This window comes from Streptomyces longwoodensis (genome assembly GCF_001514125.1).
GTDB classification, from domain to species: Bacteria; Actinomycetota; Actinomycetes; order Streptomycetales; family Streptomycetaceae; genus Streptomyces; species Streptomyces longwoodensis.
On record NZ_KQ948559.1, the window covers coordinates 244,968 to 264,652 of the forward strand.

A 19,685-nucleotide genomic window follows, 5' to 3' on the forward strand; every position below is an offset into this window, starting at 1 on the left:
ATGTCGACGCTCACCGAGGCGCCCCCGCCCCTCACCCCCGCCGCCCCCGCCAAGAAGCCGCCGCGCCGGCGCGGCCGCTGGACGCCGTACTGGCTGCTGCTGCCCGGACTGCTCTGGCTGGTGGTGTTCTTCGCGCTGCCGATGATCTACCAGGCGTCCACGTCCGTGCAGACCGGCTCCCTGGAACAGGGCTACAAGGTCACCTGGCACTTCGCGACCTACTGGAACGCGCTGGGCGACTACTGGCCGCAGGCCCTGCGCTCGGTGCTGTACGCGGCCGCCGCGACGATCCTGTGCCTGCTCCTCGGCTACCCGCTGGCCTACCTGATCGCCTTCCGCGCGGGCCGCTGGCGCAACCTGATCATGATCCTGGTGATCGCGCCGTTCTTCACCAGCTTCCTCATCCGCACCCTCGCCTGGAAGACGATCCTCGCGGACGGCGGACCGGTCGTGGGGGCGCTCAACACCCTGCACGTGCTGGACGTCACCGACTGGCTCGGCTGGACGGCCGGGGACCGCGTCCTCGCCACCCCGCTCGCGGTGGTGTGCGGACTGACGTACAACTTCCTGCCGTTCATGATCCTGCCGCTGTACACCTCGCTGGAGCGCATCGACGGACGGCTGCACGAGGCCGCCGGCGACCTGTACGCCAGGCCCTCGACCACCTTCCGCAAGGTGACCTTCCCGCTGTCGATGCCGGGCGTGGTCTCCGGGACCCTGCTGACCTTCATCCCGGCCTCCGGCGACTACGTCAACGCCGAACTGCTCGGCTCCACCGACACCCGCATGATCGGCAACGTCATCCAGACCCAGTTCCTGCGGGTCCTCGACTACCCGACCGCCGCGGCCCTGTCGTTCATCCTCATGGCGGCGATCCTGCTCATGGTCACCTTCTACATCCGCAGGTCCGGGACGGAGGATCTGGTCTGATGCCCGTCGTCACCTGGCTCAAGCGCCGGCTGGTCGTCATCGCCGGCCTGATCACGCTCGGCTACCTGCTGCTGCCGAACATCGTCGTCACGGTGTTCTCCTTCAACCAGCCCAAGGGCCGCTTCAACTACGAGTGGCAGCAGTTCTCCACCGCGGCCTGGCAGGACCCCTGCGGGGTGTCCGGCCTGTGCGGCTCGCTGTCGATCAGCCTGCAGATCGCCCTCTGGGCGACGATCGGCGCGACCGTCCTCGGCTCGATGATCGCCTTCGCGCTGGTCCGCTACCGCTTCCGGGCCCGCGGCGCCGTGAACTCGATGATCTTCCTGCCGATGGCCATGCCCGAGGTCGTCATGGCCGCCTCGCTGCTCACCCTGTTCCTCAACCTGGGCGCCCAGCTCGGCTTCTGGACGATCCTCATCGCCCACATCATGTTCTGCCTCAGCTTCGTCGTCGTCGCCGTCAAGGCCCGCGTGATGTCGATGGACCCGCGCCTGGAGGAGGCCGCCCGCGACCTCTACGCCGGACCCGTGCAGACCTTCCTGCGGGTCACCCTGCCCATCGCCGCCCCCGGCATCGCCGCGGGCGCGCTGCTCGCCTTCGCGCTGTCCTTCGACGACTTCATCATCACCAACTTCAACGCGGGCTCGACGGTGACCTTCCCGATGTTCGTCTGGGGCTCGGCCCAGCGCGGGACGCCCGTGCAGATCAACGTCATCGGGACGGCCATGTTCCTCGTCGCCGTCCTGCTCGTCCTGACCGCCATGGTCATCAGCAACCGCCGCACCAAGCGCAAGGCGTGATCCGGAACACCGTAGGGAGTTGACATCATGGCCCCACGCGCCATGAGTTCTGCACATCACTGGACGAAGGCACTCTCCGAAGCCCGGCCGGTCCCGTACTGGCTGGAAGACCCCGGCAGGCCCCGCCCCGAGCCCGCCCTCACCGGCGCCGAGACCTGCGACCTGCTCGTCGTCGGCGGTGGCTACAGCGGCCTGTGGACCGCGCTGGTCGCCAAGGAGCGCGACCCGGGGCGGGACGTGGTCCTGATCGAGGGCCGCGAGGCGGGCTGGGCCGCCTCGGGCCGCAACGGCGGCTTCTGCGCCGCCTCCCTCACCCACGGCCTGGCCAACGGCCTCAGCCGCTGGCCGGACGAGATCCACACCCTCCAGCGGCTCGGCGAGCGCAACCTCGACGAGATCGAGCGGGCCGTCGCCCGGTACGGCATCGACTGCGACTTCGAGCGCACCGGCGAGATCGACGTCGCCACCGAGCCCTACCAGGCACGGGAGCTGCGCGACTGGTACGAGGAGACCGAGCGCCGGGGCCTCGCCGATGGCGTCGAGTTCCTGGACGCCGACGCGGTGCGCGCCCAGGTCGCCTCGCCCACCTTCGAGGCCGGCCTGTGGGACCGCCGGGGCGTGGCCATGCTGCACCCCGCCAAGCTCGCCTGGGGCCTGAAGCAGGCCTGTCTGCGCCTCGGCGTGCGCCTGTACGAGCACACCCCCGCCCTCACCCTGGAGCCGTACGGCGCCGCCGGCATGGCGGTGCGCACCCCCTACGGGCGGGTCCGCGCCCGCCAGGTGGCCCTCGGCACGAACGTCTTCCCCAGCCTGGTCCGACGGGTGCGCGCCTACACCGTCCCGGTCTACGACTACGCGCTGATGACCGAGCCGCTGACGCCCGAGCAGCTGACGTCGGTCGGCTGGGAGAACCGGCAGGGCCTCGGGGACTCGGCCAACCAGTTCCACTACTTCCGGCTGTCCGCCGACCACCGCATCCTGTGGGGCGGCTACGACGCGATCTACCCCTACGGCGGCCGGGTCCGCGCCGAGTACGACGACCGGCCCGAGACCTACGCCAAGCTCGCCGGGCACTTCTTCACCTGTTTCCCGCAGCTGGAGGGGGTGCGCTTCACGCACGCGTGGGGCGGCGCCATCGACACCTGCTCCCGCTTCTCGGCGTTCTTCGGCACCGCCCACCAGGGCCGGGTGGCCTACGCGGCCGGCTACACGGGCCTCGGGGTGGGCGCGACCCGGTTCGGCGCCGAGGTGATGCTCGACCTGCTCGCGGGGGAGCGCACCGAGCGCACCGAGCTGGAGATGGTCCGCAGGAAGCCGCTGCCCTTCCCGCCCGAGCCGTTCGCCTGGACCGGCATCGCCCTCACCAAGTGGTCGCTGGCCCGCGCCGACGCGCACGGCGGGCGGCGCAACCTGTGGCTGCGGGCCATGGACCGGCTCGGCCTGGGCTTCGACAGCTGACGCGGCCCGGCCCGCCGTGACCCGGCCTTCGGGAAATAGGTGGGCCGAACCCGCGTAATGCCCGGCCGGGACCTCCCTCTCCCTCGTGACGCGACCGCGTCCACGACACAGAGGGAGGTCGTCATGACTGGGGCGAAGACGGCGGTCGAGTGGCTGGCATCCGTCGCACCGGACCCCGAGGCGTGCCGCTGGGAATGGGAGCGCAACCCCCACGGGGTCGCGCTGCTGCCCGCCGGCCGGGCCTGGGACGTCCTGATCCTGCCGGGCGAGCTCGGCTACCCCACGCTCGACGTGCTCACCCGCGTCCTGGACCGGCCGGGCCCGGTGCTGGCCGACTTCGGGGACGACCGGATGGGGTTCTTCGTCCCGCCGGGCACCGCCGCGCGCTGGGTCGGCACCGGCATCCGCACGGCCGGCAGCGGCACCTGGATCGTGGTGCCCCACCCGGGCCGGGCCGCCCGTGGCGTGCGCTGGCTGGTGTCACCGGACGGCTCCGGCACCCTCACCGACCCCGCCCTCCTGGAACTGGCCCTGCACGAGGCGGCGGCCCAGCGCGCCCGGGGGGAGGAGACCTAGGCGGCAGGCGGCAGGCGGCAGGCGGTCGGGCTACGGGCGGGTGTGCGCGCCCGGCCCCTGGTCCGACGACGTCGCCTTCAGCGCCAGCCACAGCTCCATGCGCACGTCCGGGTCGTCCAGGGAGCGGCCGAGGATCTCCTCCACCCGGCGCATCCGGTAGCGCAGGGTGTGGCGGTGGACGCCGAGGTCCGCCGCGGCGGCGTCCCACTGGCCGTGCCGGGACAGCCACGCCCGCAGCGAGGCCACCAGGTCACCGCGCCCGGTCGCGTCGTGCTCGTACAGCGCTCGCAGCAGACCGTCCGCGAACGCCCGCACCGCGTCGTCCGCGAGCAGCGGCAGCACCGAACCGGCGGCCAGCTGCTCGTGCTCCACGCACACCCGGCCCCGCCGCCGCGCCACCGACAGCGCCTGCTCGGCCTGCTTGTAGGCGGAGGCCGCCGCGATCGGCCCGGCCGGCGCCGACAGCCCGACGACCAGCTCGCCGTCGTCCCCGGCCTCGCGGGCCCCGCCCGCGGGCCGCCCGGCCTCCAGTGCCGCCGCGAAGTCCGCGCACGCCGTCACCGCGGCCCCGCCGTCCGGCGCCAGGACGACCAGCCGCTCGCCCTCCGGGACCACCAGCACCGCCTCGCCGGAGCGGGCCGCGGCCGCCTCCAGCGCCTCCGCCAGCGCGTCCAGCGGGGCGCCCGTCGCCTCCGCGGACTTCGCCGCGGCCCCGCGCGCCGGGGCCGGCCCGTCGGTGTGGGCGCGGGCCGCGGGGCCGGGCGCCGCCTCGGCGACGATCATCCGGAACGGGGCGTCCAGCAGCTCGCCGTACAGGTCGCCGGCGACGGCGCGGGCGTGGTCCGGCTCGCCCGCGAGGAGCATGCGCAGCACTGCCGCGCCGATCCGCTGCTCGGCCGCGTGCAGCGAGCGCGAGCGCTCCGTGATCAGGGTGAGCAGGGCGATCGCCGAGTGCACCGCGTACCGCTCGGCGGTGCCCGGGGCGGCCGCGGTGCCGACGGCGAGCGCGGCCCGCGGGCGGCGGCCGGTGCCCAGCGAGTGCAGCTCGACCCGGTCGTCGGCGTCGGGTCCGCCCGGGCCGCCCACCACCGAGGACGCCGGCGCCGGCCGCTCCCGCAGCCGCTCCACCTCCGCCGTCAGCCGCGCCGCCCTGCGGCCCGCCCACTCCGGCGCGGTCGCCACGACCGCGCCGGAGGCGTCGTACAGCGCCGCCCAGCCGTCGACCTGTTGCGCGAGCGCGGCGAGCAGCCCCTCGGGGCCGGCCGTGAGCGCCTGCCGGGTCAGCTCCCGCTGGGCCGCGAAGCCCGCGGTGACCGCCCGGTACTGGTCGGCCGCGATCGCCGCCGACACCGCCTTGCTGATCGCCAGGAACGGCGTGCGCCGGGGCACCTCCAGCAGCGGCAGCCCCTCCTGCGCGGCGGCGTCGACCAGGGCCGCGGGGACCTCGTCGTAGTTCACCCCGACCGCGAAACCCAGCCCGACCACGCCGGCCCCCGCCAGGCGCCGCACGTAGCGCCGCATCGCCTCCGGGTCCTCCGCGTCCAGCTTCAGCGCGGTGATCAGCAGCAGCTCCCCGCCCTCCATGTACGGCACGGGGTCGGCGAGTTCGCTGACGTGCGCCCAGCGCACGGGCACGTCGAGGCGGTCCTCGCCCGCGCGCACGGTCAGCTTGAGCGCGGAGTGGTGGACGAGCGAGGCGAGGGTGGGGGGCATGGCGCCTTCAGGTCGGCGGACGTGATCGTCGGGTGATCGTTTGGCCACATCGTATGAAGGGCCTGGGGCGATTCTGCCTCACTGGAGGAGTGCCGTGCGTCCGTTCGACCGTGACGCGGTACGCCCCCGCCCCCGCCGGGCCTCAGCCCCGCAGGTCCACCAGCAGCGGGGGAGCGTGCTCGCCCGTCACGGTCGTCAGGGACAGCACCGCGTGCCCCGGCGGCACCTCGTGCGCCAGCTGCGACGCCGACCAGCGCTCCCGCTCGACCTGCCGCACGGTCACCGCGTCCGTGGTCACCGCCCTGCCCGTCACGAGCTTGCGCAGGGCGTGGATGGCCCGGGTCATCGGCTGGTCGGCGAACACGGTGTGCTTCGCGACCTCCGTGGTCTCCACCCACTCGGTGCCCCAGGCCTGAGCGAACCGGTTGCCGTCCCAGGTGGTGACCCCGCTGAACGCCATCCGGCAGCCGACGGCCCCGTACAGCGGCCCGTGCAGGGCCTCCGGGACGTCGCCGATCGTGCGCAGGGTGAGCAGCACGCCCGCGTTCTGCGAGCGCAGCCGCTGGACGCGGCGCACCGACTCCGGGGTGATCGCGCCCGTGGCGTCGTCCAGGACCAGACAGGCGAAGTGGGCGCGCCGCCCCTGGCGGACCACGGCGTGGAACTGCGCGAGGACCAGCCGGGTGAGCAGCCGCCCGGCCTCCTCGTGGCCCCGCTCCGGCAGGTCCACGCGGACCCGCAGCGGGTGGTGGGCCACGGCCCGCAGCGAGAAGGGCCGCTGGGCGCCGCCCCCGCCGAAGAAGTCCGCGAAGGCCGGCCGGTCCAGCAGCGCCAGCCGGTCGGCGAGCGCCCGGCCCGCGTCACCCGGCACGCCGGTCTGCCGCATCCGCGCCTCCAGCTCGCGGCGCATCACCTCGTGCCCGGCGAGCGCCTCGCGCAGCGCGGACACCGCCGCCGGCTCGCCCTCCAGCAGCTCGCGCAGCACGGGCAGGGTCGGGAAGCGGCCGTGCACCGCCCGGTACGGGCCGAGCAGCTGGGCGAGCGCGGTGGCCGCGCCCTGCGCCCCGACCGTGTCGAGGTCGCCGACCAGCGCCTCGGCGAGGATCGCGGCGGCCTCGTCCGGGTCGTCGGACTCGGCGTAGGGGTCCAGGTCGTACCCCGAGGCCGGGTCGCCGATCCGGACGACCACGTCGAAGGCGGCGTCGGAGCCGAGCCGGGCGCCGGGCGCGGAGACCGCGACCACGGCGCACGCCCCGGTGAGCGCCTGCAGGGCCAGCGCCTCGGTGACCGGCTCCACGAGGGTGCGCGTCTTGCCGGACCCGGACGGCCCGACCGCGAGCAGCGAGGTGCCCAGCACCTCGGGCCCGAGGGCGGCGCCCGCGTCGTGGTACGGCAGCGGGGAGCGCTCGGCGGCCACCCAGCGGCCGATGCGCACCTGGTCCGCGAGCAGGTCGTGCCGGGCCGAGCGGCGGGGCAGGTCCCGGGCGCCGGAGGGGTGCGTCCAGGCGGCGCCGCCCTGGCGCAGCACGGTGTCCCGGAAGGCGGCCAGCCCGGCGTCGCGGCGGGCGGCGGCGAAGGCGACGTCGATCCGGGCGCAGTCGACGTCGTTCATCCGGCCGCCGGCCACCTCGGCGGTGAGCAGGTCGGCGGCCTCCTCCTGCCCGGCGTCGCGCAGCGCGGGCCACTGCGAGCGGGGGCGGGCGACCGGCCGCGGCGCGCTCGGCGCGGCGGCCGCCTTGCGGGCCGCGAGGCGCTCCTTGGCGTACGGCAGCCAGCCGCCGAGCCGGGCGAACGGCCACAGCACGAGCAGCGTGATGACCGTGTACAGCGAGTCCGTGAACAGCGGTGACGCGAACAGTTCGTAGCTGCCGGAGACCAGTACGACGAGGGAGAACAGCGGGTCGACGACCGGCAGCGCGTTCCAGCCGACGCCGAACGCGTCCGGGAAGACGAAGCTCAGCGTGACCAGGGCGGCCAGCGCGGCGAGCAGCGCGCGGGCGGGCTGGGGGCGGCGGCCGACGAGGTGGCGCACGGTGTCGGGCCAGGAGCCCAGCCGGCCCATGGCGTACAGCAGCACCGCGAAGAACACGCCGTCGTAGACCACCCGGGCCTCGGCGCCGTCCATGGTCCTCGGCGAGGCGATGGTGCCGCCCCACCACCAGTCGTCCGGCGTGAACAGGCGCAGCACCGAGAACTGGTACGGCAGGCTGCCCCGCCGCCACAGCGACCACAGCACCAGCGCGGCGACCAGCGGCACCAGCATGCCGACGACCGTGACCGGCGCGAGCCGCTCCGGCGCGTCCGCGCCCTTCGGCAGCCGGTAGCCGTGGCGCCAGATGCCCGGGCGGGCCTCGGGGCGCGGGGCGTCCAGCCAGTCGGCGACCGCGGAGGGCGGGGCAGCGGCCGGGGGCGGGGGCGTGCCGGGCGCCCGTCCGGGCGGCGGCGGCACGGCGGGCGGGCCGGACCGACCGGCGGCGTACCCCGACGGCCCGGACTGCCCCGACGGCCCGGACTGCCCCGACGGCCCGGGCTGTCCCGGCGGGCCCGCGGGCGGTGCGGCCGGGGGCGGGGGCAGGTCGGGGCGGGTCGTGGGGGGTTCGGGGGGTGCCGTGGGGCGTGGCACGGGGTTCGCGTGCGTGCCGCGCGCGTCCTGTGTCCCGTCGCTGTTCATCGCCGTTGCCCCCTGACCAGCCGTTCCGTCCACCGTCAGCGGTCAATCTAACGCCCCGGCAAGGGCAGTTCACCGTTTACGCGCCCGCAGCGCGCACCCGCCGCCCGTCCGGCCCCCCGCTCCCGCACGTCACGGCCCCTGCTCCGCCGTGGCGCGGCCGGGGTCCCTCTATGTCCACCACGGACAAGCCGGGTCCGGGAAAACGCCCACATGGAGCATGCCCACCCCCGGGCGCCCGGCCTAGCCTGCGAGAAAAGAACACACGCATCCGCAAGACCCCCCAGGAGCCCCTCATGACCGCCCTTCCGCAGGAGCGCCGCGTCGTCACCGCCATTCCCGGCCCGAAGTCGCAGGAGCTGCAGGCCCGCCGCGTCGCCGCGGTCGCGCAGGGCGTGGGCTCCACGCTGCCGGTGTTCGTCACGCGCGCGGGCGGCGGCGTGATCGAGGACGTCGACGGCAACAGCCTGATCGACTTCGGCTCCGGCATCGCCGTGACCACCGTCGGCGCCTCCGCCGAGGCCGTGGTGCGCCGCGCGTCCGCGCAGCTCGCCGACTTCACCCACACCTGTTTCATGGTCACCCCCTACGAGGGCTACGTGGCCGTCGCCGAGGCGCTGGCCGAGCTCACGCCGGGTGACCACGCGAAGAAGTCGGCCCTCTTCAACAGCGGTGCCGAGGCCGTCGAGAACGCCGTCAAGATCGCCCGTGCCCACACCAAGCGCCAGGCGGTCGTCGTCTTCGACCACGGCTACCACGGCCGCACCAACCTGACGATGGCGCTGACCGCGAAGAACATGCCGTACAAGAACGGCTTCGGCCCGTTCGCGCCCGAGGTCTACCGCGTCCCGGTCGCCTACGGCTACCGCTGGCCGACCGGCCCGGAGAACGCCGGCCCCGAGGCCGCCGCGCAGGCCATCGACCAGATCACCAAGCAGGTCGGCGCGGACAACGTGGCCGCGATCATCATCGAGCCGGTGCTCGGCGAGGGCGGCTTCATCGAGCCCGCCAAGGGCTTCCTGCCCGCGATCCGCCAGTTCGCCGCCGACAACGGCATCGTCTTCGTCGCCGACGAGATCCAGTCCGGCTTCTGCCGCACCGGCCAGTGGTTCGCCTGCGAGGACGAGGGCATCGTCCCGGACCTGATCACCACCGCCAAGGGCATCGCCGGCGGTCTCCCGCTAGCCGCCGTGACCGGCCGCGCCGAGATCATGGACGCCGCGCACGCGGGCGGCCTCGGCGGCACCTACGGCGGCAACCCGGTGGCCTGCGCCGGTGCGCTCGGCGCCATCGAGACGATGAAGGAGCTCGACCTCAACGCCCGGGCGAAGGAGATCGAGGCGGTCATGAAGGCCCGTCTCACCGCCATGGCCGAGAAGTTCGACGCCATCGGCGACGTCCGCGGCCGCGGCGCCATGATCGCCATCGAGCTGGTCAAGGACCGTGCCACCAAGGAGCCGAACGCCGAGGCGGCCGCCGCCCTCGCCAAGGCCTGCCACCAGGAGGGCCTGCTCGTCCTGACCTGCGGCACCTACGGCAACGTGCTGCGCTTCCTGCCCCCGCTGGTCATCGGCGAGGACCTGCTGAACGAGGGCCTGGACATCATCGAGCAGGCGTTCACCCGCATCTGACCGGACACCGTTCCGCGCGCATCTGAGAGGCCCGACGCACGTCTGTCGGGCCTCTCACGTGCACGGACGGCAGGGCGTGTGAAGAAGGTGTGCGAGGTGGATGGGGGGACGCCGGGAAGCCTGTCGTCCGGCCGGGGCCTGCCGTAGGTTCGGTCCAGATGAGAGATACACCCGCTCACAGGGGACTGTGGGCGACATCAGGCCGGGGCCTCCCCAGCTCCGGTCTGGCCGTGCCCTCGCGCACACCGGAGCCGTGAGGCTCCGCATCTCCACCGATCGGACGGTCGCACGCCCCACACCCCCCGGGGTGCGCGACCACCCGGTCCGGACGGCCGCCCCGGAACCATCCCCCCCTGTTCCGGGGCGGCCGACCTCCTTCTCCACACGGACCAGGGAGCCCGGCATCGTCCGGGCTCCTTCCGTTCTCTGACAGGCTGGACCCATGTCCACCGCTCCGCCCCGGCAGGCCCGCCGCGTTCCCGGGCGCGTGCGGCCGCGGTTCCCGGCGCTGCTGTTCGCCCTGCCCGTGCTGGTCTTCGCGCTGCTCACCTGGCAGGTCCTGGCCGACGGGCCGCTGCTGCGGGCCGACGAGCGGGTCAGCCGGTGGCTGGTGCGGCCCGACCGGGCGGGGGAGCTGCTGTCCGACCTCGGCAACGTGCAGGTCGCCCTCCCCGTGCTGCTGGCCGTCGCCGGGTACGTGGCCCTGCGCGGCCGGGCGGCCGGCGTGGCGCGCTGGTGGCTGCCGCCCCTCGCGGCCCTGCTGTGCCTGGCGCTTGTGGGGCTCGTGGTGGTCCCCGTGAAGAACTGGACCGACCGGCCCGGGCCCCCCGTCAACCCCCCGGCCACCGGCTACTTCCCCTCCGGCCACACCGCGACCGCGCTCCTGGCGTACGGCGGCGCCGTGCTGGTCCTGCTGCCCTGGCTGCGCGGCGACCGGGCCCGCCGGGGGGCCGTCGCCGTGGGCGCGCTCCTCGTCCTCGGCGTGTCGTACGGGCTGGTCCGGCGGGGCTTCCACTGGCCGCTGGACGTCGTGGCGAGCTGGTGCCTGGGAGCGGTGCTGCTCGGCGCCCTGGGCGCGGTCGTGCACAGGGCGCACGCCGATCACGCCAAAGCGGCGCACCCCGCCCCCGCACTGCTACGCCCCGGACAAACGTCCCCGCCGGGTGCCGCGCCTACCGTGGACCCCGAACGCCACAGCACATCCCCAACGCGGAAGGGCCGGGACTCGCACATGCCCCAGGAACCCGTCGTGGGCGCCGCCCACGCCTTCTGGCTCGCCGGCCGCCAGGCCACCGGCACGGACACCTTCGAGGTCACCTCGCCGTGGGACGGGCGGACCGTCGCCACCGTCAGCGTGCCCACGGACGCCCAGACCGAGGAGGCCGTGGCCGCCGCGTACGCCGTCCGCGAGGACTTCGCGGCGACCCCGGCCCACGTCCGGGCCGCCGCCCTGGACCACGTCAGCCGGCGGCTGGCGGAGCGCACCGAGGAGATCGCCCGGCTGATCTCCGCCGAGAACGGCAAGCCGATCAAGTGGGCCCGCGGTGAGGTCGGCCGCGCCGTCTCGGTGTTCCGCTTCGCCGCGGAGGAGGCCCGGCGCTTCAACGGCGGCGAGGCCCAGCGCCTGGACACCGACGCCGGCGGCCAGGGGCGCCTCGCGCTGACCCGCCGCTTCCCCAAGGGCGTCGTCCTCGGCATCGCGCCGTTCAACTTCCCGCTGAACCTGTGCGCCCACAAGGTCGCCCCGGCCATCGCCGCCGGCGCCCCGATCATCCTCAAGCCGGCGCCGGCCACCCCGCTGTCCGGGCTGGTCCTGGGCGAGCTGCTGGCCGAGACCGACCTGCCGGCCGGCTCCTGGTCGATCCTGCCGGTCCCCAACGACCGCATGGCCGACCTGGTCCAGGACGAGCGCCTGCCGGTCATCTCCTTCACGGGCTCCGAGAAGGTCGGCTACGCGATCATGGATTCGGTGCCGCGCAAGCACTGCACCCTGGAGCTCGGCGGCAACGGCGCGGCCGTCGTCCTCGCCGACTGGGCGAGCGACGCCGACCTGGACTGGGCCGCGACCCGCATCGCGACCTTCTCCAACTACCAGGGCGGCCAGTCCTGCATCTCCGTGCAGCGCGTGATCGCCGACGCCGCCGTGTACGACCGGCTGCTGCCGCGCATCGTCGCCGCCGTCGAGGCCCAGGTCACCGGTGACCCCGCCGACGACGCCACCGACGTCGGCCCGCTGGTCAGCGTGGACGCCGCCCAGCGCGTGGAGTCCTGGGTGAACGAGGCCGTCGACGCCGGGGCCCAGCTGCTCACCGGCGGCAAGCGCGACGGCGCCTCCTACGCGCCGACCGTCCTCACCGACGTGCCGGCCGGCACGACCCTGTCCTGCGAGGAGGTCTTCGGACCGGTCCTCACCGTGCAGAAGGTCGACGGCGAGGCCGCGGCGTTCGCCGCCGTCAACGACTCCAAGTACGGCCTCCAGGCGGGCGTGTTCACCCATGACGTCCAGGTCGCCTTCCGGGCCCACCGCGCCCTGGAGGTCGGCGGCGTGGTGATCGGTGACGTCCCGTCCTACCGCGCCGACCAGATGCCGTACGGCGGTGCCAAGCAGTCCGGCGTGGGCCGCGAGGGCGTGCGGTTCGCCATGGAGGACTACACCTACGAGCGCGTCCTGGTCCTGACCGGGCTCGCCCTGTAACCACCCCTCCCGGCCGACGGCCCGAGCCCGCTGTGCGGGGGCTCGGGCCGTCGTCGTACGGGCACTCGGCCCCCGTCGACCCCGTCGCCCCCGTGGTTCAGGCGGAGAAGCCGACGTGCGCGAGCCGCAGCGGGCCGCGCAGCGCCAGGCGCAGGTCGTGCGTCCCGCCCGCGACGGGCAAGGGGGCCTCGACGGTCGTGTAGTCGTACGGCCCCGGGGCGCCGGGGAACTCCACGGCGGCGCGCGCGCCGCCCGCCGACAGCTCCACCGTGCCCGCGCCGCCCGCCAGTTCCAGCCGCACGGTGCGCACGCCGGCGCCGAAGTCGCAGGCGCGGTACAGCAGTCCGGCCGTCCCTCCGGAGGCCGGGGTCACCGCGTCGCCGGAGACCTTCGTGCGGTCCACGAGCGCGGCCCCGCCGTGCTCGTCGAAGTCGGCGGCGGACAGGCCCCGTCGGAGCACCGGGCGGGGGGCCGCGGGCTCCCCGTCGAGCGTGACGGTCGCGCGCAGCCGGACGTCCTCGCTGGAGGCGCCCACGAGGACGTCGTAACGGCCCTGCTCCAGGCGCCAGTCGCCGCGCGCCACGTCCCAGAACGCGAACGCCCGCAGCGGTACGGCGAACTCCAGCCGCCTCGTCTCCCCGGGCGCCAGCGTCACCCGGCGGTGCGCGAGGAGTTCGCGGCGCGGCCGGGGCACCGAGGGCTCCACCGCGCGCGTGTACAGCTGAGCCACCTCGTCGGCGGTCGTGTCCCCCGCGTTGGTGAGCGTGAAGAACACCCGCAGGGCGCCGTCCGCGACCGCCGTGACCAGGTCGGCGTAGCCGAAGGGCACGTACGACAGGCCGTGGCCGAAGGGGAACAGCGGGGTTCCCTCGAAGTACCGGTACGTCTGGCGGCCGCCGATCACGTCGTAGTCGAGCAGGTCCGGCAGGTCGGCGTCGTCGGCGTACCAGGTCTGCGGCAGCCGGCCCGCGGGCGCGACGTCCCCGGCCAGCACCCGGGCCAGCGCCGTGCCGGCCGCCTGGCCGCCGTGCGCGGTCCACAGCGCGGCCGCGAGCCGCCCCGGCTCGAACGCGTACGGGTACGCCGACACCAGCACCAGGACCGTCCGCGGGTTCGTGGTCCGGGCCGCTTCCAGCAGCCGCTCCTGGTGCGCGGGCAGCCGCAGGGTCGTGCGGTCCTCGGTCTCCCGGCCGCGGATGTGCGGGTCGTTGCCCGCCACCACGAGGACCACGTCGGCGTCCGCGGCGGCCCGGCGCACGGCGTCCGTCCCGTGCTCGGTGACGACGACCTCGAAGACCTCGGCGGTCTCGTGCCCCCCCGGCGGCCGCGCGGACCCCGGCGGCCTCGGCGCCCTCGGGACCCCCCGGGGTCTCCGCGGCAACCTTCACCCCGTCGGCGGCGACCGAGACGGGACGCCCCGTCCCCAGGTGCCGCAGGAGGTGACCGGTCCCGTGCTCCCCCCGGCGTTCCAGCCGGAACGTCTCCTGGACGACCCAGCCGCCTGGCTGGTCGGCCGACGCGCGCAGGTACCCGTCCTCGGCCACCGACAGGTAGCGGCCGTCGGGCGCGCGCAGCGTGAGCACGCCGTCGCCCCAGTCGGCCAGCGCGAACTCGGTGCCGACCGGGTCCGTGGTCAGCGGCGGCAGATCGGTGCGCCCCGCGAGCAGCGCGGGGTCGAGGGCGCCCTGCGCGCCCCGCGCCGGGCCGGGAGCCTCCGGTGCGGGCGGGACGTGCAGGAACGTCCCGGCGGACGTGCGCAGCCGGACCCGGTCCACGCCCTCCGCGAACCGCACCCGCTCGGCGCCGAACCGCTCGTACAGGCCCTCCAGCGGTGTCGACCGGTGGATCAGCGTGCCGCTGTACCAGTCGAGCTTGCACTCGTCGGCGAGCAGGCCGACCACCGCGAGCCGGGTGTCCGGGGCGAGCGGCAGCACCCCGTCGTTGCGCAGCAGGACCACCGCCTGCTCGGCCGCCCGCCGGGCGAGTTCCCGGTGCTCCGGGGTGTCGAAGGCGCCGGAGCGCGCGTGCGGGTCGTCGTCCGGGTCGAACTCGCCGAGGCGGAACCGGACGGACAGCTGGCGGCGCACCGCCGTGTCCACGTCCGCCTCGGTCAGCAGCCCCCGCTCCAGCGCCCCCCGGACCCGGGCCGCGATCGGTGCGCCGTCCGTGCCGTGGTCGGTGAAGCTGTCCACGCCGGCCACGAGCGCGGCGGCCGTCGCCTCCTCGTGGGTGTCGAAGTAGTGCTCGGAGTCCACCAGGTTGGAGGGCGCGCCCGCGTCCGAGCAGACCAGCAGCTCCTGGTCGGTCCAGGTCCGCAGGTGCTCGCGCAGGTGGGGCGAGACGTGGTTGGGGCGGCCGTTGACCAGGTTGTACGCCGGCATCACCCCGGCCACCGCGCCCGCCTCGACCGTCGCCCGGAACGCCCGCAGGTCGTACTCGTGCAGCACCCGCGGGCGCACCGAGGAGGAGGTGACGTCCCGGCCGGTCTCGTTGTTGTGCGCCAGCCAGTGCTTGAGGACCGGGGCCGTGCGCCAGTACACCGGGTGGTCGCCGCGCAGGCCCCGGGTGTAGGCGGTGGCGATCGCCGAGGTCAGCTCCGGGTCCTCGGAGTAGCCCTCCTCGTTGCGGCCCCACAGCGGGTGGCGCAGCAGGTTGACCGTCGGCGACCAGACGTTCAGGCCCACCCGCCCGTCGCGGGCGCACATCGCGCGGACCTCCCGGGAGACCGCCTCACCCACCCGGCGCACCAGCTCGGGGTTCCAGGTCGCGCCGAGCCCGACCGCCTGCGGGAACACCGTGGCGGGGCCCATCCACGCCACCCCGTGCAGGGCCTCCTGGCCGGTGCGGAACGCGGCGACGCCCAGACGCTCCACGGCGGGGGCGAACTGGTGCAGGAAGGAGACCTTCTCGTCGAGGGTGAGCCGCGACAGCAGGTCGTCGACGCGCTTCGCGAACGGCAGCCGCGGATCGCGGAAGGGCGGCGTGGGCGGCGGGGATGCGGTCACGTGGGGTTTCCCTTTGCGCTGGAGCGGGGGAGGGCTTTCGAAGCGCTTCGATGCTCATTCGACGACCGTGCGGGTGTCAAGACGCCCGGCGCCACCAACCGGTCCTCCCGCCCACAGCTCAAGCGCGGCAAGAGGGCAGTCAACTCCCGTGCCCAGCCGAGGAATCTTGGAAGCGACTCTTGTGCGCCCCCCGGCCTTCACCTAACCTCGCTGCACATCGAAGCGCTTCGACTGTCCGCCCGCCTCGTCGCCGGGGCACCCGCTCACCGGAAGCCGCTTCCGCTCAGCCAGTTCCACTCGAGACACCGCAGCCGACGGCCACCGCCGGGTGTCCTGGTGCGCCACGAAGGCACGAAGGGTTGACGCAATGACGCCGAACGCCGCTCCCTCCCCGTCCGGTTCCCCCGGGCCGAGCCGGCGGGGGTTCCTCGCCTCCACGGCGGTCGCCACCGCGGCCGTGGCCGGCGGGATGCCGCTGCTCGCCGCGTGCGGCGGCGCGGACAAGGGCTCGCGCGAGGGGACGACCTCGGGGAAGGACGCGAAGCGGCTGCTGCCGGCGTACGTGGCCGGCAACGTGGTGACACCGGACATCCCGTCGAAGAACGGCTCGTCGATGGGGTTCACCGCCAAGCTCGACGTGGCCACCTTGAAGACCTCGGTGCCCAGGAAGCTCGGCAAGGGCGGCAAGGTCACGGTCATGTCGCCGTTCTGGGGCTCGCCGCCCAAGCAGGACAACCCGTACTACACGTCGATGAACGCCCTGACCGGCGTCGACGTCCGGTGGCGCAACCAGGACGGCACCACCTACGACCAGAAGCTCGGCGCGGTCCTCGCCTCCAGCGACGTCCCCGACGTGGTGGTGGTCCCCGGCTGGAACATGATGGGCAAGATCCCCAGCGCCGTCATCAGCAAGTTCGCCGACCTCGGCCCCTACCTGTCCGGCGACGGGGTCAAGGACTACCCGAACCTCGCGGCGATCCCCACCGACGCCTGGCAGCGCTCCCTGTTCGGCGGCAAGCTCATGGGCCTGCCGATGCCGGCGTCGTACGTCACGAACATCGTGCCGCTGTACCGCCAGGACGTCTTCCAGCGCGAGGGCTACCGAGTCCCCACGTCACCGGACGAGTTCACCGCGCTGTGCAAGGACATCACCAACGCCAGGGCCAAGCGGTGGGCCTGCGGCGACATGAAGTGGACCGCGTTCAACATCTGGGGCGTCTTCCCCGGCTCGGACAAGCCGCTGTGGTGGAACCTCGTCGACGGCAAGCTGGTCAACCGCGTCGAGACCGACGCGTACCTGGAGGCCCTGGAGTGGACGCGCAAGCTGTTCGCCGCCGGGTACGTCCACCCCGACTTCAAGCTCGGCAAGAGCCAGGCCACCGACCCCAGTGCCAAGTTCGCCGCCGGTGAGTTCCTGATCTACAACAACGACATCTCCAGCTGGTACGGCCAGCGCGCCTCCCAGGCCACCCAGAACCCGGACTTCCGCATCTGGGGCATGGACCTCTTCGGCCCCGACGGCGGCGACCCGACCCTGTGGGCCGCGGAGCCCGCCGGCATCTTCGCCTTCGTCAACAAGAAGGCCCCCGAGTCCGTCGTCCGCGACGTGCTGGCCGTCGCCAACGTCACCGCGGCTCCGTACGGCACCAAAGAGTGGATGATGACCAACTACGGCGTCGAGGGCACGCACTACACCATCAAGAACGGCGTCCCCGTCAAGAACGACCGGGGCAACAACGAGGTCAACAACGCCTTCGTGATGATCGCGAGCCCCGCGTCGACCCTCGCCCACCCCGACTTCCCCGACATCACCGAGGGGCAGGTCGCCTGGCAGCAGAAGATGGGCGGCTTCACGCGGAAGACCTCCTTCTGGGGCCTGCAGATCACCGAGCCCTCCCGCTACGCCAACCTGGCCAGCAACTTCGAGCAGCTCGAGGACGACATCGCGCGCGGCCACAAGAAGATCTCCGACATGCAGCGGGCGGTCTCCGACTGGAAGCGGCAGGGCGGCGACAAGCTGCGCGACTGGTACCGGAAGCTCCTCGACGAGAACGGCCCGGCGGCGAACTGACCAGGTCCTGAGGCAAGGAGAACGGCCGTGTCCCACAGCACGGTGCCTCGGGACGGCGCCGAGGCCAGTACCCCCGCGACGACCCCGGCGCAGTCCGGCGGCTCGACCGGCTCGACCGGTTCCTCCACCGGCTCCACCGGTTCCCCCCGGGGGCGGGGCGCGGGCCGGGCGAGCCTGCGGCACCGGTTCCGGCGCGACCGCGTCCTGATCCTCATGACGCTGCCCGCCGTCGTGCTCGTCCTGGTCTTCGCCTACCTGCCGATCCTCGGCAACGTCGTCGCCTTCCAGGACTACGACCCGTACCTCAGCGACAACGGCGTCGTGTCGATCCTCAACAGCCCCTTCGTGGGCCTGGACAACTTCCGCCGGATGTTCGAGGACCCGGCCTTCTGGAACGCCGTCGGCAACACGCTGGTGCTGTTCTCCGTCCAGCTCCTGCTGTTCTTCCCCGTCCCCGTGCTGGTCGCGCTGCTCATCAACAGCGTGGTCCGGCCCCGGGTGCGGGCCGTCGCCCAGGCCGTGCTCTACCTGCCGCACTTCTTCTCCTGGGTCCTGGTCGTCGCCGTGTTCCAGCAGATGTTCGGCGGCGCCGGGATGCTCTCCCAACTGCTGCGGCACCACGGGTACGACGGCCTGGACATCATGACCGACCCGGACACCTTCCCCTTCCTGCTCACCGCGCAGAGCGTGTGGAAGGACGCCGGGTGGGGGATCATCGTCTTCCTCGCCGCGCTGGCCTCGGTGCCGACCGACCTGTACGAGGCGGCCGCGATGGACGGCGCCGGACGCTGGCGCCGCATGTGGCACGTCACGCTGCCCGCGCTGCGCCCGGTGATCGCCCTGCTGCTGGTGCTGCGCGTCGGCGACGCCCTGACCGTGGGGTTCGAGCAGATCCTGCTCCAGCGCGACGCCGTGGGCACGGACGCGGGGGAGGTCCTGGACACCTTCGTGTGGTGGAACGGCGTGCGCAACCAGGACTTCGGCTACGCGGCCGCCGCCGGGCTGGTCAAGGGCGTCGTCAGCATCGGGCTGGTCCTCGCCGCGAACAAGGTGGCCCATCTCATGGGCGAGCAGGGGGTGTACAAGAAATGACCGCCGTCGTGGGCCCATCCGTGGGCGATCCGGTACGAGGACGCGGTGCCGGTCCGCGCCGCCGGGGCGCGCCCGCCCGACCCGCCTGGGAGGAGGAGCCGTCCGCGGCCGGCCTCGCGGGCAAGGGCGTCGCGCTCTCCCTCGCCTGCCTGGCGATCCTGTTCCCGCTGTGGATCGTCGTCGTCACCAGCCTCTCCTCGCGCGCGACCATCGACGAGGCGGGCGGACTGGTGATGGTGCCCAAGGGCCTCACCTTCATCGCCTACCGGGAGCTGCTCAGCGGCGGCCAGGTCACCCGGGCCGCGCTCGTCAGCGTCCTGGTCACCCTGGTCGGCACGGTGTTCTCGATGACGGTGTCCGTGCTGTGCGCGTACGGGCTGTCGCGGACCGGGTCGCTCGCGCACCGGTGGCTGCTGATGCTGCTGCTGGCGACGATGTTCTTCAGCGCCGGGCTGATCCCCACGTACCTGCTGGTGCAGAGCCTCGGGCTGACCGACACCTACCTCGCGCTGATCCTGCCGAGCGCGGTGAGCGTGTTCAACATCCTCGTGCTGCGCGGGTTCTTCATGGGGATCTCGCCCGAACTCGTCGACAGCGCCCGGATCGACGGGGCGGGGGACGTACGGATCCTCTGGCAGATCGTCATGCCGCTGTCCCGGGCGGTCCTCGCGGTGATCACGCTGTTCTACGCCGTCGGGTACTGGAGCGCGTGGTTCAACGCGTCGCTGTACCTCAACGACCAGGACATGATGCCGCTGCAGAACGTCATGATCCAGCTGGTGCAGAAGCAGGAGGCGCCGGTGGGGCTGAGCCAGGCGATCAGGACCGGGCAACTGTCGGGGCTGGCCGTCCAGATGGCCGTCATGGTGATGGCGCTGCTGCCGGTGGCGGTGCTGTCGCCGTTCGTCCAGAAGCACTTCAGGAAGGGAATGCTGACCGGAGCGGTGAAGGGCTGACGCCCGGCCCAGGATCGAGCGCCGTGGCGCCGGGTGCCGGTGGGCCCGTGCGGCGCCGTCGTGGCCGCTCGCGCAGTTCCCCGCGCCCCT

11 protein-coding genes and 2 pseudogenes are annotated in these 19,685 nt (G+C 73.8%); 10 read left to right on the plus strand and 3 right to left on the minus strand.

Features of this window, described 5'->3' with window-relative positions:
• From AQJ30_RS26995 to AQJ30_RS27010, 4 genes are all read left to right on the plus strand, one after another.
• Positions 1 to 930: an ABC transporter permease gene (locus tag AQJ30_RS26995; RefSeq protein ID WP_067239172.1), complete on the plus strand. Its 930-nt coding sequence runs from the start codon at positions 1 to 3 to the stop codon at positions 928 to 930.
• The gene (locus AQJ30_RS27000; RefSeq protein ID WP_067239174.1) at positions 930 to 1,730 is read left to right on the plus strand and encodes an ABC transporter permease; all 801 of its coding nucleotides are present in this window, start codon (positions 930 to 932) and stop codon (positions 1,728 to 1,730) included. The genes AQJ30_RS26995 and AQJ30_RS27000 overlap by 1 nt, the downstream gene beginning before the upstream one ends.
• Positions 1,731 to 1,757: 27 nt before the next feature.
• Positions 1,758 to 3,188: an NAD(P)/FAD-dependent oxidoreductase gene (locus tag AQJ30_RS27005; RefSeq protein ID WP_067239177.1), complete on the plus strand. Its 1,431-nt coding sequence runs from the start codon at positions 1,758 to 1,760 to the stop codon at positions 3,186 to 3,188.
• 123 nt (positions 3,189 to 3,311) lie between these two features.
• Positions 3,312 to 3,764 carry a hypothetical protein gene (locus AQJ30_RS27010; RefSeq protein WP_067239180.1) on the plus strand — a complete coding sequence of 151 codons (453 nt, stop codon included), beginning with the start codon at positions 3,312 to 3,314 and terminating at the stop codon, positions 3,762 to 3,764.
• A gap of 30 nt (positions 3,765 to 3,794) precedes the next feature.
• On the opposite strand, the gene AQJ30_RS27015 is transcribed toward AQJ30_RS27010, so the two are convergent.
• Both AQJ30_RS27015 and AQJ30_RS27020 read right to left on the minus strand, forming a co-directional pair.
• Positions 3,795 to 5,477, minus strand: coding sequence for a PucR family transcriptional regulator (locus AQJ30_RS27015; protein ID WP_067239182.1), 1,683 nt, complete (start codon positions 5,475 to 5,477; stop codon positions 3,795 to 3,797).
• Between the two features lie 142 nt (positions 5,478 to 5,619).
• Entirely contained in the window at positions 5,620 to 8,148 is a 2,529-nt protein-coding gene (locus AQJ30_RS27020) for an ATP/GTP-binding protein (RefSeq protein WP_067239185.1), read from the minus strand.
• A 293-nt stretch (positions 8,149 to 8,441) separates the two neighbouring features.
• Here AQJ30_RS27020 and gabT point away from each other — a divergent pair, with 293 nt between their 5' ends.
• The 3 genes and pseudogenes from gabT (at position 8,442) to AQJ30_RS27030 (ending at position 12,471) form a co-directional block, all read left to right on the plus strand.
• A complete protein-coding gene (gabT, locus tag AQJ30_RS27025) occupies positions 8,442 to 9,776 on the plus strand; it encodes a 4-aminobutyrate--2-oxoglutarate transaminase (RefSeq protein WP_067239187.1) in 1,335 nt (444 codons plus the stop codon).
• Between the two features lie 442 nt (positions 9,777 to 10,218).
• Positions 10,219 to 10,797, plus strand: a pseudogene (locus AQJ30_RS37335) (phosphatase PAP2 family protein); the annotation flags it as partial.
• Between the two features lie 210 nt (positions 10,798 to 11,007).
• Complete coding sequence (locus AQJ30_RS27030) at positions 11,008 to 12,471, plus strand: aldehyde dehydrogenase family protein (RefSeq protein ID WP_425424172.1); 1,464 nt, start codon at positions 11,008 to 11,010, stop codon at positions 12,469 to 12,471.
• Between the two features lie 97 nt (positions 12,472 to 12,568).
• On the opposite strand, the pseudogene AQJ30_RS27035 reads toward AQJ30_RS27030, so the two are convergent.
• Positions 12,569 to 15,476: pseudogene (locus AQJ30_RS27035) on the minus strand (glycoside hydrolase family 3 C-terminal domain-containing protein).
• Positions 15,477 to 15,843: 367 nt separating this feature from the next.
• On the opposite strand from AQJ30_RS27035, the gene AQJ30_RS27040 reads away from it, so the two are divergent.
• Genes AQJ30_RS27040 through AQJ30_RS27050 form a run of 3 tightly spaced genes read left to right on the plus strand, consistent with a single transcriptional unit; the run spans position 15,844 to position 19,595 of the window.
• On the plus strand, positions 15,844 to 17,547 hold the full coding sequence (locus AQJ30_RS27040) for an extracellular solute-binding protein (RefSeq protein WP_067239188.1): 1,704 nt from the start codon (positions 15,844 to 15,846) through the stop codon (positions 17,545 to 17,547).
• Between the two features lie 27 nt (positions 17,548 to 17,574).
• A complete protein-coding gene (locus AQJ30_RS27045; protein WP_067239190.1) occupies positions 17,575 to 18,639 on the plus strand; it encodes an ABC transporter permease in 1,065 nt (354 codons plus the stop codon).
• Positions 18,636 to 19,595, plus strand: coding sequence for a carbohydrate ABC transporter permease (locus AQJ30_RS27050; protein ID WP_067239192.1), 960 nt, complete (start codon positions 18,636 to 18,638; stop codon positions 19,593 to 19,595). The genes AQJ30_RS27045 and AQJ30_RS27050 overlap by 4 nt, the downstream gene beginning before the upstream one ends.
• Positions 19,596 to 19,685 lie beyond the last annotated feature (90 nt).

Coding starts and splice junctions, on each gene's coding strand:
- AQJ30_RS26995 (WP_067239172.1), top strand. CDS start 1: ATGTCGACGCTCACCGAGGCGCCCCCGCCCCTCACCCCCGCCGCCCCC.
- AQJ30_RS27000 (WP_067239174.1), top strand. CDS start 930: ATGCCCGTCGTCACCTGGCTCAAGCGCCGGCTGGTCGTCATCGCCGGC.
- AQJ30_RS27005 (WP_067239177.1), top strand. CDS start 1,758: ATGGCCCCACGCGCCATGAGTTCTGCACATCACTGGACGAAGGCACTC.
- AQJ30_RS27010 (WP_067239180.1), top strand. CDS start 3,312: ATGACTGGGGCGAAGACGGCGGTCGAGTGGCTGGCATCCGTCGCACCG.
- AQJ30_RS27015 (WP_067239182.1), bottom strand. CDS start 5,477: ATGCCCCCCACCCTCGCCTCGCTCGTCCACCACTCCGCGCTCAAGCTG.
- AQJ30_RS27020 (WP_067239185.1), bottom strand. CDS start 8,148: ATGAACAGCGACGGGACACAGGACGCGCGCGGCACGCACGCGAACCCC.
- gabT (WP_067239187.1), top strand. CDS start 8,442: ATGACCGCCCTTCCGCAGGAGCGCCGCGTCGTCACCGCCATTCCCGGC.
- AQJ30_RS27030 (WP_425424172.1), top strand. CDS start 11,008: ATGCCCCAGGAACCCGTCGTGGGCGCCGCCCACGCCTTCTGGCTCGCC.
- AQJ30_RS27040 (WP_067239188.1), top strand. CDS start 15,844: ATGACGCCGAACGCCGCTCCCTCCCCGTCCGGTTCCCCCGGGCCGAGC.
- AQJ30_RS27050 (WP_067239192.1), top strand. CDS start 18,636: ATGACCGCCGTCGTGGGCCCATCCGTGGGCGATCCGGTACGAGGACGC.